This is a genomic window from Methylobacterium symbioticum, from assembly GCF_902141845.1.
Taxonomy (GTDB): Bacteria; Pseudomonadota; Alphaproteobacteria; order Rhizobiales; family Beijerinckiaceae; genus Methylobacterium; species Methylobacterium symbioticum.
Window position 1 is genome coordinate 21,334 of sequence record NZ_CABFPH010000047.1, and the last position, 20,698, is coordinate 42,031.

Genomic DNA, 20,698 nt, shown 5'->3' on the forward strand with positions numbered 1-20,698 from the left:
GGGCCTCAGGCCCTTTGGCGGGGCTGTCGGGGCAGGGCCCTGACATTCCCAGGGCTCCGCCCTGGACCCGCGAAGGGGATGATCCCCTTCGAACCCCGGGATCAGCTCAGGGCGAGGGCGGGCTCGCGTGCCGTCTGCTCCGCCGCGGTCCCGGCGCCGATCTCGATCTCGGCCAGGAGCGGCAGGTGGTCGGAGGCGATCCCCGTGAGGCCGCCGCGGATCACCGCGAGCCGGCCGACGCCGACGCCCGCGCCGACGAAGACATGGTCGAGGCGCAGGACCGGCCAGCGGGTCGGGAAGGTGGCGCGGCCCGCCGTCTCGGCGGCGAGGTGGTGCGCGTCGGTGAGCCGGGCGGCGAGCCGCCGGTAGGCCCGCGACCAGGGTGTGGCGTTGAGGTCGCCGAGCAGGATCAGGGGCGCCCGGCAGGCCGGATGGCCGAGCCAGTCCGGCCCGAGCAGCGCCTCGGCCTGGACGATCCGCTCGCGGCCGGAGAGGCCGAGATGGGTGTTGATCACCTGGAGCCGCTGCACCCCTGCCTCGACCTCGACCCAGAGCGCGCCGCGCGCCTCGAGATGGGGCCGGCGCGGATGGCCCGGCAGCGGCCCGGCCTTCACGAGCCGCGAGGGCAGGCGCGTGAGGATCGCGTCGCCGTAGAGTTCGCCCGCCATCTCCAGCGCCGGGTGGAAATGGTGGCGCATGCCCAGGATCCGGGCGATCTCGGCGGCCTGGTCGAGGCCGCCGGTGCGCACCCGTCCGCAATCGACCTCCTGCAGGGCGACGATGTCCGGCGCGCAGGCCGCCACCACGGCGGCGATGCGCTCGGGCGCGATGCGGCCGTCGAGGCCGCGGGCATGGCGGATGTTGTAGGTGAGGCAGCGGATCACGGGCGAGGGGCTTTGCGGCTCCGGCAGGGTCCGCCGGAAGATAGGGCGCGGCGACAGGAAGCGATCCGCGCCACCGCCCGGTTCGGCCGGCCGGATGCGGGATCAACCAGAACGGGACGTGCCGATCACCAGCAAAAAGCCCGTCCGGCACGGGCCGGACGGGCAGTATCTCGCGTCTTGGGAGCCCCTTGATACCCGGTGGCCCGGCGCCCGCGCATCCCCCGGATGAGGTACGCGGGGCCATCGCTGCCGGATCGGGCCCGCGCCCGGGCGCGGCGGCAGCTATGACAGGTTGTATCGGGCAAGGGCGCTCGGGGCGCGGCGGCTCCCGGAAGGGCGTGTCAGGCCAGATCCGGGCGATCCCTTCGGGATGGCGGAGGTCGACGTCGCGCAGGCGCCGTGCGGGCTTGCCGAGACGGTCGCCGCTTCGAGCATGCGGAGCCCGGATCAGATCCCCTCGTAGAGCGAGACCTCGTCCATGGCCGCTTCCGCGTCGGGGGCCGTGACCGCCGCGGCGCCGAGGAGGACCAGCAGGGCGGCCAGCACCGCCAGGACGGAGAGCAGGGCGGTGAGGGCCGCGGCATGGCGGCGTCCGGCATGGATCAGGGCGCAGCCGAGGGCGAAGGCGCAGATCTGGGCCGCCGGTGCGGACAGGGGGCTCACGGCTGGACCTCCATGGCCAGGTCTCCGGTGCACGCGCTTGCGCCCGCGGCGGGCAGGGGGAACAGGGATGCGCCGCACCGGCGCTGTCGAGGGCCGCGCGCGGATCGCCCGGCCTCTCCGGGATAACGCCTCCCCCGTCCCGGCAACATCCGGATGTCTCGATCGTGATCGCGTCGGGATCCGCCTCGGTGACGGCGTCCCGCGCGCCTGGTCTCCCCTGTCCGGGAACGTCTCCCGGAGGCCCGTCCTACCGGAAGACCGGAAGCCCGAGGCCGATCATCAGCAGGCCGCTGGCCAGCAGCAGCCCGGCGACGCCCTCGTAGCGCTGTCGCGCCCGCTCGCGCCGCTGCGCGTGGAGCGCCATGGCGACCCCGGAGGCGATCCCCGCCACGCTGAGGAACGGCAAGCTCGATACGACGGCCACGATCCCGAATCCTTCCGGTGCCCACGCCGCTCCGGCGCGGGCCCTGTCCCGGATGGTATTCAATACCATGAATGCCTCCGCATGCCCCAACTGGGGTAGGCGACGGCGCGGGAGCGGGTCCGGCCGGCGGGACGACTACGCAGGGCCGCCGCTCAGCCCTGCGGCGGCGCCGTGCCCTGCATCGAGGGGCGCTGGCCGAATTCCGCGTACCAGGCGGCCGCGCCGGGCCGGCCCGCGCGCCAGCCGAGATCGGGGAAGCGGAAATCGAGATAGCCGAGGGCGCAGGCGGTGGCGACCGTGCCGATGTCGAGCCGGTCCCGGACCCGGGGCAGGTCCGCCTCGATCCGGTCGAGGGCGCCCGCGATCTTGGCGAGCTGGCCGGCCTCCCAGGCCTCCCAGCGCAGGGCCTCCGGCCGCATCACGCGCTCGTAGCGGGTGAGCAGCGCCGCATCGAGCAGACCGTCGGCGAGCGCCTGCCGGGCGAGCGCGTCCCAGCGTGCCTCGCCCGCGGGGAACAGGCGCGGACCGGCCGAGCGCGCGTCGAGGTACTCGCAGATCACCCGGCTGTCGAACAGGGCGGCGCCCTCCGCGGTGATCAGGGTCGGGATCTTGCCGAGCGGGTTGTGCGCGACCGTCTCGGGATTGCGCTCGGTCGGGAGCGCGGCCGCCGGCACCCGCTCGATGGCATCGGCCTGGCCGGTCTCGTGGGCGACCACCAGCACCTTGCGGACGTACGGGGAGGTCTGCGCGTAGAGGAGCTTCATGTCGGGATCTCCGTCAGGCGTCGGGCAGGTCCGCGCCGATGGCTTCGAGGCCCGCCCGCGCGCAGGCGATGTCCTGCTTGCCGGTGCCCGAGCCGACGCCGATGCCGCCGACGCAGAGGCCGCCGAACAGGATCGGCAACCCGCCCTCGAGGTTGGTGAGCCGGCCGCCCGCGGCGATGGCGAGCTTCAATTCCAGCTCGGGATCGAGGCGCGCGGTCGGCTGGCGGTGCGAGGCGGCGCTGATCGCCTTCGACAGCGCGGTCTCGCGCGAGAGCAGCCTGGCCCCGTCCATGCGCAGGAAGGCGAGGAGATTGCCGCCCTCGTCCACCACCGCGATGTTCTGGCCGATCCCGAGGGATCCGGCATGGGCGGCGGCGGCCGCGACGGCCTTCAGCGCCGCCTCATGGGTGAGGCGCAAGGCGGGACGGGTCGATTCCATGATGTCCTACTCGGGTTCGATCGATCGGGATGGAGGCTGCCCGGACCCGCCTCACCCCTCCGGCGGGAAGGCGACGAGGCCGGCCTGGGGCACGAGGAGGCCGATCTCGGTGCCCGGGGCGTGGGTGGCGAGCGCCCCCTGCCCCGGCATCCGCACCACCACGCGCCCGTCCGCTCCCGAACCCTCCGCGAGGCCCGGGTCGAGGTCGGCGTGCAGGTCGATATGCGAGCCCTGATAGACGAGGGCGGCGACCCGGGCCGGCAGGGTGCCGGGCTCGCCCGCGGGGCGTACGGTGAGATGATCCGGCCGCACGAACACGTCGACCGCCGCGCCCGGCGCGCAGTCGCGCAGGGTGCCGGCCTCGACCTCGCGGCGCAGGTCGCGGATCGCCACGGTGGCGCGCTCGGCCGTGCAGGATTCGAGGCGCGCGGGCAGCCGGTTCACGTCGCCGATGAAGCCCGCCACGAAGCGGTCCTGCGGGTGGCGGTAGACCTGATCCGGCGTGCCGATCTGGCGGATGCGGCCGGCCGACATCACCACGATGCGGTCGGACATGCTGAGCGCCTCGCCCTGGTCGTGGGTGACGAAGACCGTGGTGACCCCGAGCCGGCGCTGGATCTCCTTCAGTTCCACCTGCATCGCGCCGCGCAGGTTCTTGTCCAGCGCCGAGAAGGGCTCGTCGAGGAGCAGCACCTTCGGCCGGATGACCAGCGCCCGGGCCAGCGCCACGCGCTGCTGCTGGCCGCCGGAGAGCTGGCGGGGCGAGCGGTCGGCGAAGCCGGACAGCTTCACGAGGTCGAGGGCCTGCCCCACCCGCTCGGCGATCTCGCGCTTCCCCACGCCCCGCATGCGCAGGCCGTAGCCGACGTTCTTGGCCACGCTCATATGCGGGAACAGGGCGTAGTTTTGGAAGACGATGCCGATCTGGCGCTCGTAGGGGGGCGTGGCCGTGACGAGGTCGCCGCCGATGAAGATCTCGCCCTCATCCGCCTCCAGGAAGCCCGCCATCAGGTTGAGCAGGGTGGTCTTGCCGCAGCCGGACGGCCCGAGCAGCGTCAGGAACTCGCCCTGCTGCACCTGCAGCCAGGTCTCCTCCAGCGCCGTGACCGTGCCGAAGCGCTTCACGACCCCGTCGAGGCGCACCGCCGGCGCGGGCCGGGGGCTCGGGGAGGCGCCGGGCAGGTTCGCCGGCGGGGAGAGATCAACGGCCTTGCTCAACATTCAGCACCTTGCCGAGCCCGAGGAACGTATTGGCGACGGTGAGCAGGGCGGCCGTCACCGCGATGTAGATCACCGAGACCGCCGCCAGCGTCGGATCCGCGAATTCGCGGACATAGCCGTACATCGCCACCGGCAGGGTCTGGGTCGCCTGCCCCGTCACGAAGAGCGAGGCGGTGAACTCGTTGAAGGAGAGGATCGCCGCGAACAGCCAGCCGCTGACGAGGCCGGGCGCCAGCAGCGGCAGGGTGATGGTGGTGAGCACCCGGCCCGGCCGCGCCCCGAGGCTCGCGGCGGCGAGCTCCAGCCGCTCGTCGATGTTCTGCAGCGAGATGTAGACGCTGCGGATCACGAAGGGCAGCACCACGATGACGTGGGTGACCACCACCACCGCGAAGCCCCGCGCCGCGCCGAGCCCCGTCGCCAGGACCAGGAGCCCGAGGCCGATGGTGAAGTGGGGCACGATGAGCGGCGAGAGCAGCACGCCCTCGAGCGTGTCCTTGAGGCGGAAGGCGTAGCGCTTCAGCGCGATGGCGAAGCCGGTGCCCACGGCGAGCGCGATGGAGGAGGCCCAGGCCGTGACCACGAGGCTGTTCCACAGCCCCGTCTGGAAGTCGCGGTAGGTCAGGGCCCGGGTGAACCAGCGCGTGGAATATTTCGCCGGCGGGAAGCTGAGGATCGCCCGGTCGTTGAAGGCGGCGAGCGTCACCACGAAGGCCGGCAGCACGATGAAGGCCAGGATCAGGGCGACGAGCAGTGTGCCGGAGATCCCGAGGATCCGGGTGCGGAGGCCGCGGCGCATCAATGGCCTCCCATCGCTTCGAGCGGCCGGGCGGCCCGGCGCACCGCCCACATCGTGCCGAGCGCCAGCACGAGCCCGGCGAGGCTCAGGGAGGCGGCGACCGGGAAATTGAAGGAGGACAGGCCGAGCTGGTAGACCAGCGTCGAGACCACGCCGACCTTGCCGCCGCCGATCACCTGCGGCGTCGCGAAGGCGCTGAAGGTCCAGGCGAAGGCGGTGGTGAAGCCCGCCACCACGCCGGGCATGGAGAGCGGCAGGGTCACGGTGAGGAAGGCCCGCACCGGCCCGGCCCCGAGGCTCTGGGCGGCGCGCTCGTAGTCGCGGTCGATATGGGCGAGCGCCGCGGCCAGCATGATCACCATCACCGGCAGCGTCACGTGGACGAGGGCGATGATCACGCCGAGTTCGGTGAACATGAACTGGATCGGCCGCTCGATCAGCCCGAGCTGGCGCAAGCTCGCGTTGACGAAGCCGGTATTGCCGAGCACCACCGTCCAGGCATAGGTCCGCACCACCTCGCCCAGGAAGAGCGGCGTCACCGCCGTGACCAGGATGACGGATTTGAGCGCGACCGAGCGGGTCCGCACCAGCGCGTAGGCGACGGGATAGCCGACGACGAGGGTGATCAGCGCCGTCTCGAAGCAGATCAGCACCGTGTCGCGCAGCGCCCGCAGCACGATCGGGCGGCCGAGATCGGTGAAATTCTCCAGCGTGAGCCCGCCGACGTCGAGGGAGCCCGGCACGTAGGCGTGCAGGCTGTAGCGCAGGATCGCGGCCATGGCGGCGACGATCGCGGCGGCGACTAGCACGGCGGGGGTCACGAACAGGGGCAGGAAGGGCCTGCGGCGGATCGCGGGTCTCATGACTCTTCCGGTTGATCGACACGGGTGGAGCGAAACCCCTCTCCCCGCTTGCGGGGAGAGGCCCGCAGGCACCGCGTCGTGCCTGCGGGAAGCGGAGGCGAAGCCGCAGCGGCGGTGAGGGGGCGGCTCCGGAGGAGGCTCTGTCGTTCAAGCCCCCTCAACCCCCGGCTGCCGCCTCGCCACGCGCCCCGGCGAGGGGGAGCGTGGGCCCACTCCCCGCGAGCGGGGAGTGGGAAGCCTGCCCGAGCCTCAGCGCGCCATGATGTTCTCGGCGAACCACTTGCGCCAGAGCGCCGTCTTCTCGGCCCGGAGCTTCGGGTCGATGTTGATGGCTTGGCTCTTCCACTGCTCGGCCGTGGTGAACACGCCGGGCAACTTGGCGGTCTCCGGGTCGACCTTGGCGTTGGTGACGGTGGGGCTGCCCTTCTTGAGCTGGGCGATCTTGGCCTGCACCTCGGGGTCGAGGGCGATGTTGATGAACTTGTAGGCGAGCTCGGCCTTCTTCGAGCCCTTGTTGATCGCCACCGTGTCGATGCCGAGAACGCCGCCCTCCTTCGGGATCACCACGGTGATCGGCACGTCCTGGCCCTTCATGTAGTAGGCGTTCATGGTCAGCACGACCTGGACCGGGGTCTCGCCGGTGGCGATGAGCTGCTGGCTGTTGGCGTCGTTGGTGTAGAAGGCCCGGAAATTGGGCTTCAGCGCCTCGAGCTTGGCCTGGCCCTTCTCCCAGGTGGCGGGATCGGCGCCCGACAGGATCGCCGAGACGGCGATGATGTGGCTCGGGTCGAAATCCGGCGCGGCGATGCTGTTCTTCAGCTTCGGATCCCAGAGATCGGCCCAGGAGCCGAAGGTCATCCCCTTGGGCGCCAGGTCGGCGCGGTAGCCGATCGTGTAGACGTAGCCCCAGGTGCCGAGATGGGCGGGGCTGACCTTCGCCGGCTCGACGAGGTTCTTCGCATTCGGGATCTTCGACAGGTCGAGGGTCTCGAACAGCCCGTCATTGACGTAGAGCCAGCCGACATGGGCGGTGGTGAAGGTGACGTCGCTCTCCGGCGCGTCCTTGGCGAGCTTGGCCTTGTTCAGCCGGTCGATGGTGCCGCCGGTGATGTACTCGACCTCGGCGCCGGTCTCGGCCTTGAATTTCGAGGCGATGGCCTCGTCGATCAGGTCGCGGAAACTGCCGCCCCAGGTGCTGACGACGAGCTTTTCCGCCGCCTGCCCCGGCGCGACCGAGGCGACCAGGGCCGTGAGGGCAAGGATGGGGGCCAGGTAGCGCTTCACGCTGTCAACTCCTTCGCGAGTGTTTCGCCGCAATGCCCTAGCAAACGCCGTGCCGATTTCTTGAAGTGTCGCGTAGAAATCGGAATCCATTCGGTGCTTGCAGTATGGATATCCTTGTCCTGTTCATGCAATACGGATCGCAGGCCGGATCCCGACCTGCGATCGACTTGCGCACCGGAACCGGCGCGCCGTTTCCCACCGCGGCTCCGCGGAGCCGCGGCGCCTATCGCTCCGCCCCGCCGAGGATCCGGTCGGACAGGCCGGCGGATTTGCGCACGAAGTCGAGCGGCCCCGCGAAGTCGAAGCTGTTGTAGACCGCCGCCAGGTGGTTGAAGTGCGGGGCCTGGGCGAACTGCACGAAGGTCAGCCGGTGGCCGGCATAGTCCGAGTTCAGGAGATCGCGGGCGAAGGCCAGCAGCTTGCGCCGGTCGTCGGCCTGCCACTGGTCGTTGAGGCTGTAGAACTTGTTCAGCCATTGGCCCGAGCCCTCCGCCGCGAAGGCGTCGGCGTTCGGGGTGATGCAGATCTGGCCGCCGCACAATTCGCGGGCGATGTGCATCATCGCGGGCAATTGCGAGCAGGCGAAGACGCGGCCGGCATAGAGCATCGATTGCTGCGGCATCAGCAGGCCGCCGGGGCTGGTCTCCGCCATGGCGATCGAGGCGGTGAGGTGGGCGTTGATGCCCTCGCGGTAGCAGGCCAGATCCGCGAGCTTCTCCCGGACCGATTGCAGCTTGTCGAGGCCGGTCTGCTTGGCGTTCCACATCGCCGCGCCGATCATCATGTCGGCGTTGTAGAGGAGGCGCAGGACGTAGGGAAAGGCGGAGTAGCGGTGCAGCGTCGCCCGCACGTGCTGGGCGGCGCGGGTGTGCCGGTAGAAGAACACGTCCTCCCAGGGGATCAGCACGTCGTCGAACACCACCAGCGCCTCGACCTCGTCGAAGCGGTTGGCGAGCGGATAGTCCGCCGGGCTCGACTTGCCGGCAAAGCCTGAGCGGCAGATGTGCTTCACGCCGGGCGCGCCCATCTTCACGATGCAGCCGACCGCGTAGTCGGACAGCTTCTCGCTGCTCCAGGCGCCGACGGTGGGCTTCAGGAAGGCCTGGTCGGCATAGGCCGAGGCGGTCTCGTACTTGGCGCCGCGGACGATGATGCCGGCATCGGTCTCGCGGGTGACGCGGACCATCATGTCCGGGTCCTGCTCCTGCGGGGGCCGCGAGCGGTCGCCCTTCGGGTCGGTGTTGGCGGAGACGTGGAACACGTCCGTCTCGATCACGGCGCGCACGTGCCGGTCGATGTTGTCGGCAAAGCGCGGGTCGATCTCGGCGAGCACGTCGCGCCCGTCCATCAGCGACCACATCTCGCCGATGGTCTCGTCGCCGACGCGGGTGACGACGCCGCCGATATCCTTCAGGACGAGGTCGATGGCCTTCGTCTTGTCGTGCCAATCCTTCTGCTCGCGGGGCGGGCGGTAGAAGATCGGCTTGCGCTGGTTGTCCTCGACGTAGGTGAGCCGGTCCTGATAGGCCGCCTCGTGCTGCATGTCGTACATGCGCGCCTTGACGTCGATGATCGGCTTGAGCGCCGGGTGCCGCGTGATGTCCCGGACCCGTTCGCCGTCGATCCAGACCTCGCGCCCGTCGCGCAGGCCTGCGCGGTACTCGTCCCCGGTGCGGATCATCTCGAAGCTCCGTGCTGGTCTGATCCGAAATCTGGACCGGCCGGGCGACGCGATAAAATACGATTTCAGGAGGGCTCTGGATCGGGTTTCTTGATGCAGGAGGGCCGATCCACCTGTGCGGGCGCGGACTGGACGAGAAGGCGCGGGTCCCCTCTCCCGTTCGGGAGAGGGACAGGGTGAGGGTCGAGAATTGTCCGGATTGATCGGAACGGCTGCTCGCGGATCCCCTCCCCGCAAGGAGGAGGAGAGGCAGCGCTGACTGACGCGACCTCTCCGTAGAGTTCTCGTCCCTCACCCCAACCCTCTCCCGAACGGGAGAGGGGGCCTATCGCGGATCTGGTGAAGAGTCGGAAACCGGGATCCCGCTTCTGGACCTTCTCCGCGGTGGCCGGGAAGTCCCGCCCCTCAATAGCCCCGCGTCAGGTCCACCTGCTGCTCCGGCGGCTCGCCCCGGCGCACCCGGCGGATGTTCTCGGCCACCTGCCGGGCGGCGGACGCGGGGATCGCCACCGAGGCGAGGTGGGGCGTGACGAGCACGCTCTCCATGCCCCAGAGGGCGTGGCCCTCGGGCAGCGGCTCGGTCTCGAACACGTCGAGCGTCGCGCCGCCGAGACGGCCGGAGGCCAGGGCCGCCACGAGCGCCGGCTCGTCGATGATGGCGCCGCGCGAGACGTTGACGAGCTTGGCGCCCGCGGGCAGCGCCGCGATCTCGGCCGCCCCGAGCAGGCGCCGGGTCTGGGGGGTCAGCGGCAGCATCACCACCAGGATCTCGGTCTCGCGCAGGAACGGGATCAGCGCCTCCTGTCCCGCATGGCAGGCGATGCCGGGCAGGTCCTTCGGCGTGCGCGACCAGCCGGACACCGTGAAGCCCTGGCGCGCCAGCTCCAGGGCGGCGGTGCCGCCGAGCTCGCCGAGGCCGAGCACGCCGACCCGGATCTCGCGGGCCTCGCGCGGGTGGACGTAGTGCCAGCGGCCCTGCCGCTGGGCCGCCTCGAAGGCCGGGATGTCGCGGGCGTAGCGCAGCACCGCGAACAGCACGTACTGCGCCATCATCCGCGCCATCTCGGGATCGGAGAGGCGGGTGACGGGCACGTCCGGCAGGTCGTCGCGGCCGGCCAGCGCATCGGCCCCGGCGCCGAGGATGGTGACGAGCCGAAGGCCCGGATGGCGCGCGAAGAAGCCCGCGGGCGGCTTCCAGACCAGGGCGTAGCGGACGTCGTCCTCCGGCCCGATCGCCTCGGGGGTGCGGACGGCGAGATCCGGCAATTCCGCCTCCAGCGCCGCGCGCCAGGGCTCGACCGGATCGACCGCGCTCGCGAAGACCAGGGTCTCGCTCACTTCGCCCCCTCCCGCACCAGCGTGGCGACCGCCGTGATGGCGAGCTCGTAGCCGAGGCCGCCGAGGCCGGCGATCACGCCGGTGGCCGCCCGCGACACGTAGGAATGGTGGCGGAAGGGCTCGCGCTTCCAGATGTTGCTCATATGGGTCTCGATGATCGGGCCGGGAAAGGCGAGCAGCGCGTCGAGGATCGGCACCGAGCTGTAGGTGAGCCCGGCGGCGTTGATGACGAGGCCGGCCTTCGTCCCCCGCCCCTCCTGGATCCAGTCCACCAGCACGCCCTCGTGGTTCGACTGCCGGAAGTCGAGGGCGACGCCGATCGACGCGGCGTGGCGCTCGCAGCGGGCCTGGAGCGCGGGGAAGCTCTCGCTGCCGTAGGTGCCGCTCGGGTCGAGCCCGTAGAGGTTGGCGTTCGGGCCGTTGAGGAAGAGGATCGGGATGGGGGCGCTCATCGGGGGCTCTCCAGGGGCGGAATCGGTCGAGGCAGGCGCATGCTTCCCTGCCCCCGCGGCCTACGGGGCGCGGGGATGGTCCTCATCCCCGCTTCACCCGCCTGTCGGTGGCGGGGGCGACCATGCCGGGGATGTAGGCATCCGAGATGAAGGCCCGGCAATGGCTCTCGAAGGCCTCGACGAGGCGCGAGCGGTTGAGCTGCTTCAGCCGGGCGAGGCCGATGCGCATCGGGCGGTGCGTGCCGGCCAGCCGCACGCGCACGAGCCGCTTGCCGTCGAGGGCGAGGTCGGAGCGGGGCCGCACGTTGAACAGGGTGTAGCCGTAGCCGTTCGCCACCATGGTGCGCACCACCTCCTGATGGGCGGAGCGCGCGGCGATCACCGGCTGCAGCCCCTCGGCCATGAACAGGGCGAGGAAGTATTCGCGGCTGAGCGGCAGGTCGAGCAGGATCATCGGCTCGCCGACGAGGTCGGCGATGGCGACCGCGGCGCGGCCCGCGAAGGGGTGCCCCTCCCCCACCAGAACGTGCGGCGGCAGGTCGGCGAGCGGCGTGAAGTGGATGTCGTCGGGCACCTGCAGGTCGTAGGTGAGGGCCACCTCGGTCTCGGAGCGGCGAAGACCGGTGATGAGCTGCTCCTGGTCGCCCTCGACGTAGCGGATCCGGGTCGCGGGATAGGCCGTGGTGAAGGCGTGGCTGAGTTCCGGCACCAGCATCGGCGCGAGCGTCACCATGCAGCCGAGCGAGAGCGGGCCGCGCACCTGGCTGCCCGATTCCGAGGCCAGGGTGTAGAGCCCCTCGGCCTGGGCCACGAGCACCTTGGCCTCGCGCAGGATCTCGCGTCCCGCCGGCGTCAGCGACAGCCCCTGCGCGTGGTGGCGGACGAAGAGCTGCACCGAGAGTTCCCGCTCCAGATGCGCGATCGCGGTCGAGATCGAGGGCTGCGAGATGTGGATGCGCTCGGAGGCCAGGGTGATGCTGCCCGTCTCGCCCGCGGCGATGAAGTATTCGAGCTGGCGCAGGGTGAACCGCATCAGCGGTTCTTAGCCGCCCGCCGCGCATCCGGAAACGCGCCGCCGCGTTCTGCACAGGCTTCCACCGGGCCGCCGCTCATGCGCGCGGGGTCTATGGGCGAAGGCAGCTCCAGCCCCGCTCCTGAAGCTCGGCGAGGTGGACCACGCCCGCGGGCACGTCGCGCGCCTCCGGCAGTTGCGGGATCGCGGAAGGCTCCCGGCCCGCCTCGCGGGCGAGCGCCGCCCGCGTATGCTGGCAGGCGGAGAAGGCCACGAAGGGGTGGCGCGCGCCGATCTCGGCGATGCGCGCCCGCACCGGCGAGGTGTCGGCCCGCAGCATCCGGTAGCCCGGACCGAGGGCGGTGAGGTCGATGGCGACGCTCTCGCCCGCGGCGGCGTAGTGGGCCGCGAGGGTCTCGATATGGGTGAGGGCGAGGTTCATCAGCGCCGGATCGTTGACGCCGACCTGGAGCGCGATGCGGTGGCGCGGGACGGCGGTCTCCGCGGCGCGCGCGCTCGTCAGGCCGACGAGGGCGAGCAGGCCGGCGCGGCCGAACAGGCGACGGTTCATCGGCGGATCCTCCCGGCGGTGTCCCGCGAGCATGGACGGGCCGCGGGCCCGCGGGAAGCCCGCCGGCTTCACCCGCGCCCGCCGCGCCCTATCTTCCGCGGCCAAGCCCCGCATCCGGGGCAGCAGCGGGAGGGACGCGGCGGCATGGCCAGGGGTATGGGCAGGGGCGCGGGAAAAGGCGGACTGATCGGTGTCGGTCTGGTGGCTGCGGCGCTGTCGGGCGGCGTCGCGCAGGCGGAGCCGCCGATCCGCAGCCTCCAGGACGCCGCCTGCCGCAACGAGGCCCGCGCCAGGGTGTTCTCGGCCCCCAATCCGCGCGGCCTCGAACCCGAGGCGATCGGCCGGCAGATCTACCATGCCTGCATGCGCCGGGCGAAGGGCCGCCGCCGCTGAGAGGCGATTGGGCGAATCGGTATGCACCTCCTGCAGATCTGTCCAGCGGTCTGCGGGAAGCCCGGCAAGCCGATACGACGAAGCCGGCCCGCTCGCGCGGAACCGGCTCGAATCGCTCGATCCGTGGGTTCGATCAGGCCTGGAGCGGGGCGCCGATCCGGGCGCGCAGCTGAGCCCGCAGGCCCTCGTTGGCGCCGCCTTCCGCATTGACCCGCCCCATCAGCCGCAGGAGCTGGCTGATCGGGGTCGCATGGCTCTGCACCGCCTCAGCGACGAGCTGATGAAGCGGTTTCTCCGGCACGGACCGGCCCTGCACGCCGTCGAACGACTGGGGCATGGTATTTCGCTCTCGAACGATTCCGAACTGAGGGCGGCCCGATACGCCTTTCGCGCGGCGATGGCCAGCCCCTCGCGCAAAATTCGGTAGCCGGCGTGTGAATGCGTCCACACCTCTCCGGTTCCGGCGTTCCGGTCCCGGATCCGGCCGATTCGGACAAGCGCGCGGAGCGGTGATCGCTCAGGCCGGGGGCGTTCGGTCCGGGCCCGGGAGCGGCGACGGCGCCAGCGGCGAGGCATCGAAGCCGTCGAGCAGGTCCTGCGGATCGCGGTAGATCGCGATGCAGCCGGCCGCCGAGAGATCCGCCTCGGGGAAGCCGCCGCAGAGGACGCCGACCGTGGCGAGCCCCGCCTTGCCGGCGGCCTCGGCATCGTAGGGCGTGTCGCCGACCACCACGACCGTGTCGGGCGGCGGATTCCCGAGCTTCTCCAGCACCGCCGCGAAGATGTCGGGATGCGGCTTCGAGCGCTCGGCGTCGTCCGAGCTGGTGGCGACCGCGACGAGATCGGCGATCCCGAGGATCTCCTGATAGTGCTCGACCTCGTCGCGCTTGCCCGAGGAGGCGAGCGCGGGGGTGAGCCCTTCGGCGCGGATCCGCTCGAACAGGGCCCGCACCCCGGGGAACGGCTTCACCCGGGCCAGATAGGCGCGCTTGAACAGGTCGGAGCGGTAGGCCTCGATCTCGGCCCCCTGCCGGGCGAGCCGGTCGGCGGGGACGAAGACCGGCATCAGCTCGTCGCCGCCCTTGCCGATCTGGCTCCGCACCGCCCGCGCCTCGGCCTCGATGCCGAAATGGGCGAAGGCCTCCACCCAGGCCGCCGCGTGCAGGTCGACGCTGTCGAGCAGGGTGCCGTCGATGTCGAAGACGACCGCGCGCATCGCCATGGCGGAGGGGGCTCAGCGCGGGACGAGGTGCAGCCCGTCATCGGGCAGCAGGTTGCGGGCCGGGCCGCCGGTCTGCTGGCCGCGGCCCTGCTGGTAGTAGGGCAACTCCGGCCGGCGGTCGTTGTCGCTGCCGGAATCGTAGGCCCAGGGCGGGTTCCAGGGCACCCGGCCGCCGACCGTGACCGGCACCGGGGCGCCGAGCGGGCCGGCCTGCGCGGGCAGCGGCAGCAGGGCCAGGGCGAGAAGGCAGGCGGGGATCTTCATCGGGGTCTCGCGGCGGGGCCGGCCGGGCGGGTGTCTCGGCGGGAGGGCTGGGGCGGGTCTGCGGTGTCAACGGCCGAGGTTCGGCTCCGTTCCGGGGCCGGAACAGGACAGGGCCCGTCCCCTCTCCGGAGACGGGCCCTGTGCGGCGCGCGGGATGCGCGGTCGTTCAGTGCAGGGCGGCGGCCCGGGCCGGCGTGCGCGCCGCCTTGGCGGCGAGGCTCGCCGCGACCTTCGCCGTGCCCTTCGCGGCCCCCTTGGCGGCCCCCGTGGCGGCACCCTTGGCAGGCGCCTTGGCGGCCTTCGCGGCGATCTCGGCCGCGGGCTTCGGGGCAGCGGCCTTTGTCGCCGCGCTCTTGGTCGCCGCGCTCTTGCTGGTCACGGTCTTGGCAGAACCGGCCTTCGGCGCGGCCTTGGCCTTGGGCGCTGCCTTGGTCGCCACCTTGGGCGCGTCCGTCTCGGCGAGCGTCGCCGCGACCGCGGCGGTCTCGGCCTTCACGCGCGGCGCCGCCTTGCGGGCGTGCTTCGGCAGCGCCGTCTCGGCGGGCCCGACGCGCAATTCGGCCTCGGCGCGCAGCCAGTGCAGGTCGGCGCGGCCGTGAACCCGGCCCTCGCCCTCCCAGATGTAGTAGGCGCGCTCGCGCACCTGATGCTCGGTGATTGCCATGCCGTACCTCCTGGAACCGTCCCCGGGCACGACGATGGGAGGGTAGGGTTAAGCGTGGGTTAATGCCTTGCCGCGCCGCAACAGCGGGCTGGCTTCCGGAGTGCTCTCCGCCGAAGTGGGTACCGGTTCGGCGAAAGAGAGCGCGTCACGACGGAGGCACCGGAGCGCTCCCCGCCGAAGGGGAGCGGTTCGACGGACGCGAGCGCGTCAAAACAACGGCGCTAGCGCCGCGACAGCCGCCGCGCGTTCGCCCGCACCTTGCTGCGGTAGCCGGCCACCACGCCCGCGGCGGTGCCGCCGGTGGCCACCAACAGGGCGGCCTCGCCCGCGGCCGCGATCTTCTCGGTGACCATGCGCTCCATCTCGGCCTGCGCGGCGGTGCCGCCGGTCGCGAGCATGGCGAGCCGCATCCCGATCACCTGCTGGCTCTCGAGGGCGAGCATCGCCGTGTCCATCGTGAGCGTCCACCAGCCGAACATGCACTCTCCCCTTGTGTCGGAAGGCCCGCGCGGGGTCCTCCTCCCCGCGCGTGGCCCGTCCCGCCCGGTCAGTCGAAGTCGAAGCTGCGCTTCGAGCCCGGGCCGCCGAGGCTGATCTTCTTCGGCGCGCCGGCGAGGCTGACCTTCTTCTGGCCGGGCTTCGGCTTCGGCGCCGGCATCGCGGCGGCCTCCGGCGCCGGGCGGGCCGGCTTCAGATGCGCCTGTCCGTGAATCACCGAGCCGATCTCGCCGGCGACCCGGATCAGGTCCTCGCGGCTGCAGGCCCGGGCCACCTTCAGGCCGAGCTGGTGCATGTGGCTCTTGCCGTAGAGATAGGCGGCGAGCTGCGCCCGCTTCAGCGGCGGGATCGCCTCCAGGATCTCGGGCAGGTCGTAGTCGTCGGCCCGGTAGACGGAGCCGAGCAGCTCCATGGAGACCGGGCAGTTGACGTCGGGCTCGGCACCGCTCGTCGGGTGGGACTGGGTCATCGGGTCACCTCGGGCTCGTCGTGAGGCGCCCCCTCGGCGCGGGGGGCGGGGTCTGTCGTGTCGTCCTGCCGCGGCGCCTGGGCCGCGAACGGTCCGGCGGGGGCGGCCGGCGTCTCTATCGCCTTGGCCTCCGTCGCCTTGGGCGCCGGAGGCAGGGGCTTCATGCAGCCGGTGCAGACCGAGGCGATCACGATGCGGGCGCGGGCATTCGCGCGCTCCCACACCGCCTCGCGCGCCGCCCGGGCGCGCCGCGCGGCCTCGGCCTCGGACAGGCCCTCGGCCGCGCCGCCCGCGCCGATCTCGGCCGGACTCGCGCCCTGCGGCCGGATGCGCAGGAACAGCGGTTCCTCCGCCATCGCGGGGCCGAGCGCAAGCAGGGCGAGGAATCCGGCCATCAGGCCGGCCGAGACGGGGGCGGCCCCGCCATCCGGTCGGGGCGCCCTGCGGCGCGGGTCGCGTCTCATGCCCTGGCGGCTCCTCCCTGCCCCTTGCCGGCCCCTTGCCGGCCGTGTCGCCGGCCTGTGCCCAGCCCCTGTGGCGGCCTCTTGCCAAGCCCTTGCCAGCTTCTTGCCAGGCCCCTGCATCCGTCCGGTCCCGCAGATTCCGGGCCCAGGGTGAATCGGAACTTAACGGCCAGCGTGGCCGCCCGCCATTTACCGCTCGTTAACCCTCCGGGTTCAGCCTCGCTCCCATCGACTTTCGGCGGAGGGCGGTTCCATGGCGATCCTCGTGTCCCCGGAGGCGCAGGGCGCGCTGCCGCTCCTCCTCGCCGCCCTCGCCGCGGCGCTCGCCAGCGCCCTGCGCACGCGCCGCGCGGCACTCCGCCCGGTCCCGGCCCGTCCGCGTCAGCGGCCCCCTGCCTGACGGGCGCGGATCCCGTCCGCGCCGATCCCGGCCCAGGATCGGGAATCCTGCCCTGGATCGGGCATCCCGGCCCTCGATCGGCACGGGCATCCGGGCCGAGGCGCAGGCGGCAGCCGCCGCGGCGTCCGGCCCGACGATGGGCCCTCAGATCCCCTCGGCGTAGCCCGTCCCGGCCCGCTCGGCTTCGGCGGCCCGGTCCCGCTTCGCCTGGGCACGGCCGAGCCAGAGGCTGTTGACGAGCCAGGCGGCCGAGAGCGGCACCGCGACGAGGGCCGCCGCGGTGGAGCCGAGCCCGAGCGCCCCGATCCCCGCGAAGGACCAGGCGCCGACCTGATCCCCCAAGCGGTACACCACCGTGTCGATGAAGCTCTTGGCCTTGTAGCGGTCCTCCCGCGGGACCACCGTGAACAGCACCTCGCGCACGGGCCGGCTGATCGCGAAGTTGCCCGCCCGGCGCAGCACCTGGAAGGCGACGATCGCCCAGATCGTCGGGCTCGCGGCAAGCGCTGCGAAGCCGAGCATGCTCACCGCCGGCAGGATGGCGAGCGTCGCCCCGACGCCGATGGCCTGGGTGAGCCGTCCGGTGAGGAAGAGCTGCACGCCGAGCGTCAGCACGTTCACCGCGAGATCGACGCTCGCGAAGAACGCCGTCTGCGCCGCCCGGTCCGGGAAGCTGCGCTTGGCGATGCCCGCCTGCTCGAAATACAGGAAGGTCGAGGTCACCGAGAACAGCAGCAGGAACAGGGCGATGTTGAGGAGGTAGGGCGAGGCCAGCGTGCGCGTGATGCCGGCATACATGCTGCCGCCGATGGCGCCCGCCTGCGCCTCGGCCTCGGCCGGCACCCGGTGCAGCCGCTCCGACAGGCGGGCGAGCCCGCGCATGCTGAACACGGCGGCTTCCAGGAGCACCACGGCGCCGAGCATCAGCCCCCAGCTCGGCACCGAGCGGGCGAGGCCCGCGGTGAGGCTCGACCCCGCGATGGCGCCGACCGTCGCGCCCGCGGCGATGAAGCCGAACAGGCGCTTGCCCTGGCTCGTGGAGAACACGTCGACGATGGTGGCCCAGAAGATCGACACCACGAACAGGTTGAAGATCGACAGCCAGACGAAGAACACCCGCCCGATCCAGACGTCCCAGTCCGGCGGCGCCCCGTAGAGGGCCAGGGCGAAGAGCAGGATGTGGCTCGCGAAGAACCGGTAGGTCAGCGGCACGAAGCGGGCCCGCGGCAGGCTCTTCACCAGCCAGGCGAAGGGCAGGTTCAGCGCCAGCATGCCGACCAGCGTCGCCGTGAACAGCCAGGGCAGGTTCTCGATGCCGCCGGCGACCCCCATCTGGTCGCGGATCGGGCGCAGCACGTAATAGGCGGCCAGCAGCGAGAAGATGTAGGCCCAGGCCCAGGCGAGCACCGGCCCCTCCCCCGGGCGCAATCCGACCAGCCGGGCGAGGACGGAGCGGGGGGCGGGGTCAGGCATGGGGGCAGGCGCGGCCGACACGGGCACCCCCTCGCCCCGCTTGCGGGGAGAGGGCCGCATGCACCCTGTCGTGCATGCGGCGAGCGGTAGCGATGGTGAGGGGGCGGCTCCGGCAGGGGCTCTTCCGTCGAAGCCCCCTCACCCTCGGCTGCCGCCTCGCCGTGCTCCCCGACGAGGGGGAGACACGGCCCTCTCCCCGCAGGCGGGGCGAGGGGCGCACAGCTTGCGAGCGCGCGCTCGGCCGAGCGGCGGCGCCTCTCACTGCGTCAGGCCGAGCTTCTGGCGCAGCTCCGGCGCGGTGACGTCGTGGCCGAAGCCGGGGGCGCCGATCGCGAAACGGTCGGCCTCCTTGAGGCCGCCGGCCACCACCGGGTCGAAGCCGGCATCGCGCACCAGCCCCTCGGCCACCGTCAGCGCGGCGGGATCGTCGCCCAGGATCGGGATCGCCATGCGGCCGCCGGGGCGGTCGGCCCCGCCATTGGCACCGTTCTTGGCGAAGATCCGGTAGTTCGCCGTGCTGAAGGCGCGCACCACCTTGGCGCCGGGGAAGTACTTCGCCGTGGTGGCGCCGAGGCCGCCGGCCTGGACCTCGTCGTAGAGGGCGCCGTCGCGGGCCTTGGTGGCATTGCCGGCATCGAGCACGACCTTGCCGGCCAAAGCGGGGCCGATCGCCTTCGCCAGGTCCGGATAGGCCTTGTAGGGCACCGCCAGGAACACGACGTCGCCGAACCGCGCCGCCTCCTCGGGCGTGCCGGTCCGCGCGTTCGGGCCGGCGGCTTCGGCGACCGCCTTCAGGTCCTCCGGATGGCGCGAGGCGAACATCACCGGGTGCCCGGCCTTGGCCCAGAGCGGGCCGATGGTGCCGCCGATATTGCCGCCGCCGATGACGCCGATCTTGAGCGGCTCGGCCGCGGCCGGGCCGGCCAGGGCAAAGCCGAGGGCGAGCGCGCCGAGCGCGCGGCGGGAGATCTCAGAGCGCATCGATGAAGGTCTCCATCTGGCGGCGCTCGGCCGCGTCGGGCAGGCGCCCGCGGGCGGCGCCGAGATTGTCCTCGACATAGGCCACCTTGGCCATGCCGGGGATCGGGCAGGTCACGGCCGGGTGGCCGAGGACGTATTTCAGGAAGAACTGGGGCCAGGTCTCGCAGCCGAAGGCACGCGCGAAATCCGGCACCGGCTTGCCCTGCACGGCCTTGAACAGCCGGTCGCGCCCGAAGGGCACGTTGACCATCACGGCGACGCCCCTGTCGGCCGCGAGCGGCAGCACGCGCTCGGCCGCCGCGCGGTTGTCGACGGCGTAGTTCACCTGCACGCAGTCGAGGGGCTCGGCCTTCAGCACCGGCTCGAGATCGGCGAACTGCCCGTCGCGCCAGACCGTGACGCCGACATAGCGGATCCGCTTCCTGTCCTTCAGGTCGCGGAGCGTGGCGAGGTTGGTCTTCGTGTCGATCAGGTTGTGGACCGCGATCAGGTCGATCACCGCGACGCCCATCCGCTTGAACGAGCGCTCGATCTCGGCCCGGCCGCCCTCGGCCCCGGAGGCGCTGACCTTGCTCGCCAGGAAGACCTTGGAGCGCAGGTCGCCCGTCGCGAGGATCCTGCCCAGAACGTCCTCGGCGGTGCCGTAGCTCGGGGCGGTGTCGATCACCGAGCCGCCGAGGGCGACGAAGCGGCGCACGGCCGCGTCGAGGGGGGCGACGTTCTCGGGCGTCGGCTCGACCTCGTAGCGGCGCGAGGTGCCGATGCCCATGGCGGGCAGCATCTCCCCGCTCTTCGGGATCGGCCGGCGGATCAGCCCCTCCTCGGCGGCGAGAGGCCCGCGCGGCATCAGGGGCACGAGGCTGCCGGCGGCGAGGAGGGCGCGGCGGGACAGGGACATGCGGGTCCTCCCGGCTCGGGGTTCGGGAGCGCTGAACTAGAGCGCGCTCCGCCGAAGGGGATACCGGTTCGGCGAAGGAGCGCGCGTCATGACAGGAGCGTGCGGCCGAGGCGAAGGGGCTGCGCCGATCGGCGCGGGCGATTGACCCCGGGGCGGTCCCGCCGCAGACGGACGCCTTCGCCCGCGAGAGCCGCGTGTCCGAGAGCCGCGTGTCATGGATCCGAGAGAGGGCGGCGCCGTCGCCGTCGGCATCACCCTGTTCCGTCCGTCCCTCGAGCAGATCGCCCGGGTGGCGGCGCGCGCCCGCGGCGCGGCCGGTCCGGTCCTCGCCTTCGAGAACGGCGGCGTCTCGGCTGAGGCCGCCGCCACGCTCGCCGCTTCGGGCGTGCGCCTGCTCTCGGGGGGCGCCAATCTCGGCATCGCCGCCGCCCTCAACGGTCTGGCCGCCGCCGCGCGGGAGATGGGCGCGCGCCACCTCCTCCTCCTCGACCAGGACGCCCTCCCCGCCCCCGGCATGGTGGGGGCGCTGGCCGCCGCCCGGGCCCGCCTCGCCGCGGACGGGCTCGCCGCCGCCGTG

General features: G+C 72.3%; 27 protein-coding genes. 3 read left to right on the plus strand and 24 right to left on the minus strand.

Going from position 1 to position 20,698, the window contains the following annotated elements:
* Positions 1 to 101: 101 nt before the first annotated feature.
* The 14 genes from MET9862_RS16270 to MET9862_RS16330 form a co-directional block, all read right to left on the minus strand.
* Positions 102 to 884, minus strand: coding sequence for an endonuclease/exonuclease/phosphatase family protein (locus tag MET9862_RS16270; RefSeq protein WP_142583960.1), 783 nt, complete (start codon positions 882 to 884; stop codon positions 102 to 104).
* A gap of 447 nt (positions 885 to 1,331) precedes the next feature.
* The gene (locus MET9862_RS16275) at positions 1,332 to 1,547 is read right to left on the minus strand and encodes a hypothetical protein (protein WP_142583961.1); all 216 of its coding nucleotides are present in this window, start codon (positions 1,545 to 1,547) and stop codon (positions 1,332 to 1,334) included.
* A 247-nt stretch (positions 1,548 to 1,794) separates the two neighbouring features.
* The gene (locus MET9862_RS29435; RefSeq protein ID WP_185156886.1) at positions 1,795 to 1,971 is read right to left on the minus strand and encodes a hypothetical protein; all 177 of its coding nucleotides are present in this window, start codon (positions 1,969 to 1,971) and stop codon (positions 1,795 to 1,797) included.
* Positions 1,972 to 2,123: 152 nt separating this feature from the next.
* Positions 2,124 to 2,735, minus strand: coding sequence for a glutathione S-transferase (locus MET9862_RS16280; RefSeq protein WP_142583962.1), 612 nt, complete (start codon positions 2,733 to 2,735; stop codon positions 2,124 to 2,126).
* Between the two features lie 13 nt (positions 2,736 to 2,748).
* Entirely contained in the window at positions 2,749 to 3,174 is a 426-nt protein-coding gene (locus tag MET9862_RS16285) for a GlcG/HbpS family heme-binding protein (protein ID WP_142583963.1), read from the minus strand.
* Positions 3,175 to 3,225: 51 nt separating this feature from the next.
* A complete protein-coding gene (locus tag MET9862_RS16290; protein WP_142583964.1) occupies positions 3,226 to 4,395 on the minus strand; it encodes an ABC transporter ATP-binding protein in 1,170 nt (389 codons plus the stop codon).
* A complete protein-coding gene (locus tag MET9862_RS16295) occupies positions 4,376 to 5,194 on the minus strand; it encodes an ABC transporter permease (RefSeq protein ID WP_142583965.1) in 819 nt (272 codons plus the stop codon). The genes MET9862_RS16290 and MET9862_RS16295 overlap by 20 nt, the downstream gene beginning before the upstream one ends.
* The gene (locus tag MET9862_RS16300; RefSeq protein WP_142583966.1) at positions 5,194 to 6,057 is read right to left on the minus strand and encodes an ABC transporter permease; all 864 of its coding nucleotides are present in this window, start codon (positions 6,055 to 6,057) and stop codon (positions 5,194 to 5,196) included. Before MET9862_RS16300 ends, MET9862_RS16295 begins: the two co-directional genes overlap by 1 nt.
* Positions 6,058 to 6,306: 249 nt before the next feature.
* Complete coding sequence (locus MET9862_RS16305) at positions 6,307 to 7,341, minus strand: ABC transporter substrate-binding protein (RefSeq protein WP_210248110.1); 1,035 nt, start codon at positions 7,339 to 7,341, stop codon at positions 6,307 to 6,309.
* A 223-nt stretch (positions 7,342 to 7,564) separates the two neighbouring features.
* Positions 7,565 to 9,022 carry a 4-hydroxyphenylacetate 3-hydroxylase family protein gene (locus tag MET9862_RS16310; RefSeq protein ID WP_142583967.1) on the minus strand — a complete coding sequence of 486 codons (1,458 nt, stop codon included), beginning with the start codon at positions 9,020 to 9,022 and terminating at the stop codon, positions 7,565 to 7,567.
* A 405-nt stretch (positions 9,023 to 9,427) separates the two neighbouring features.
* Entirely contained in the window at positions 9,428 to 10,360 is a 933-nt protein-coding gene (locus MET9862_RS16315) for a 2-hydroxyacid dehydrogenase (protein WP_142583968.1), read from the minus strand.
* Positions 10,357 to 10,812, minus strand: a complete 456-nt coding sequence (locus MET9862_RS16320; RefSeq protein WP_142583969.1) for a type II 3-dehydroquinate dehydratase — start codon at positions 10,810 to 10,812, stop codon at positions 10,357 to 10,359. The genes MET9862_RS16315 and MET9862_RS16320 overlap by 4 nt, the downstream gene beginning before the upstream one ends.
* A gap of 82 nt (positions 10,813 to 10,894) precedes the next feature.
* The gene (locus tag MET9862_RS16325) at positions 10,895 to 11,845 is read right to left on the minus strand and encodes a LysR family transcriptional regulator (RefSeq protein WP_142583970.1); all 951 of its coding nucleotides are present in this window, start codon (positions 11,843 to 11,845) and stop codon (positions 10,895 to 10,897) included.
* Positions 11,846 to 11,936: 91 nt separating this feature from the next.
* Positions 11,937 to 12,395 carry a DsrE family protein gene (locus MET9862_RS16330; RefSeq protein ID WP_142583971.1) on the minus strand — a complete coding sequence of 153 codons (459 nt, stop codon included), beginning with the start codon at positions 12,393 to 12,395 and terminating at the stop codon, positions 11,937 to 11,939.
* 144 nt (positions 12,396 to 12,539) lie between these two features.
* On the opposite strand from MET9862_RS16330, the gene MET9862_RS16335 reads away from it, so the two are divergent.
* Positions 12,540 to 12,788, plus strand: coding sequence for a hypothetical protein (locus MET9862_RS16335; RefSeq protein WP_244612746.1), 249 nt, complete (start codon positions 12,540 to 12,542; stop codon positions 12,786 to 12,788).
* Positions 12,789 to 12,921: 133 nt separating this feature from the next.
* On the opposite strand, the gene MET9862_RS16340 is transcribed toward MET9862_RS16335, so the two are convergent.
* From MET9862_RS16340 to MET9862_RS16370, 7 genes are all read right to left on the minus strand, one after another.
* Positions 12,922 to 13,125 (minus strand): hypothetical protein, encoded by a 204-nt coding sequence (locus MET9862_RS16340; protein WP_142583972.1) that lies wholly within the window; start codon positions 13,123 to 13,125, stop codon positions 12,922 to 12,924.
* Positions 13,126 to 13,305: 180 nt separating this feature from the next.
* Positions 13,306 to 14,004 carry an HAD family hydrolase gene (locus tag MET9862_RS16345; protein ID WP_142583984.1) on the minus strand — a complete coding sequence of 233 codons (699 nt, stop codon included), beginning with the start codon at positions 14,002 to 14,004 and terminating at the stop codon, positions 13,306 to 13,308.
* An 18-nt stretch (positions 14,005 to 14,022) separates the two neighbouring features.
* Entirely contained in the window at positions 14,023 to 14,274 is a 252-nt protein-coding gene (locus MET9862_RS16350; protein ID WP_142583973.1) for a hypothetical protein, read from the minus strand.
* Positions 14,275 to 14,440: 166 nt separating this feature from the next.
* Positions 14,441 to 14,938, minus strand: a complete 498-nt coding sequence (locus MET9862_RS16355; RefSeq protein ID WP_142583974.1) for a DUF2934 domain-containing protein — start codon at positions 14,936 to 14,938, stop codon at positions 14,441 to 14,443.
* A gap of 221 nt (positions 14,939 to 15,159) precedes the next feature.
* The gene (locus tag MET9862_RS16360) at positions 15,160 to 15,417 is read right to left on the minus strand and encodes a hypothetical protein (protein ID WP_142583975.1); all 258 of its coding nucleotides are present in this window, start codon (positions 15,415 to 15,417) and stop codon (positions 15,160 to 15,162) included.
* 68 nt (positions 15,418 to 15,485) lie between these two features.
* Positions 15,486 to 15,905 (minus strand): hypothetical protein, encoded by a 420-nt coding sequence (locus MET9862_RS16365; protein WP_142583976.1) that lies wholly within the window; start codon positions 15,903 to 15,905, stop codon positions 15,486 to 15,488.
* The gene (locus tag MET9862_RS16370) at positions 15,902 to 16,369 is read right to left on the minus strand and encodes a hypothetical protein (RefSeq protein ID WP_306438904.1); all 468 of its coding nucleotides are present in this window, start codon (positions 16,367 to 16,369) and stop codon (positions 15,902 to 15,904) included. Before MET9862_RS16370 ends, MET9862_RS16365 begins: the two co-directional genes overlap by 4 nt.
* 253 nt (positions 16,370 to 16,622) lie before the next feature.
* Between MET9862_RS16370 and MET9862_RS29440 the strand changes: the two genes are divergently transcribed.
* Positions 16,623 to 16,769 (plus strand): hypothetical protein, encoded by a 147-nt coding sequence (locus tag MET9862_RS29440; RefSeq protein ID WP_185156887.1) that lies wholly within the window; start codon positions 16,623 to 16,625, stop codon positions 16,767 to 16,769.
* A gap of 144 nt (positions 16,770 to 16,913) precedes the next feature.
* Here MET9862_RS29440 and MET9862_RS16375 read toward each other — a convergent pair whose 3' ends face one another.
* The 3 genes from MET9862_RS16375 to MET9862_RS16390 form a co-directional block, all read right to left on the minus strand.
* Positions 16,914 to 18,242, minus strand: coding sequence for an NTP/NDP exchange transporter (locus MET9862_RS16375; RefSeq protein WP_142583977.1), 1,329 nt, complete (start codon positions 18,240 to 18,242; stop codon positions 16,914 to 16,916).
* A 258-nt stretch (positions 18,243 to 18,500) separates the two neighbouring features.
* Positions 18,501 to 19,223, minus strand: a complete 723-nt coding sequence (locus tag MET9862_RS16385) for an NADPH-dependent F420 reductase (protein WP_142583979.1) — start codon at positions 19,221 to 19,223, stop codon at positions 18,501 to 18,503.
* Positions 19,213 to 20,121 (minus strand): aldo/keto reductase, encoded by a 909-nt coding sequence (locus MET9862_RS16390; protein WP_142583980.1) that lies wholly within the window; start codon positions 20,119 to 20,121, stop codon positions 19,213 to 19,215. The genes MET9862_RS16385 and MET9862_RS16390 overlap by 11 nt, the downstream gene beginning before the upstream one ends.
* 214 nt (positions 20,122 to 20,335) lie before the next feature.
* On the opposite strand from MET9862_RS16390, the gene MET9862_RS16395 reads away from it, so the two are divergent.
* Positions 20,336 to 20,698: glycosyltransferase family protein (locus MET9862_RS16395; protein ID WP_497756009.1), on the plus strand; the 363-nt coding region annotated here is incomplete at its 3' end.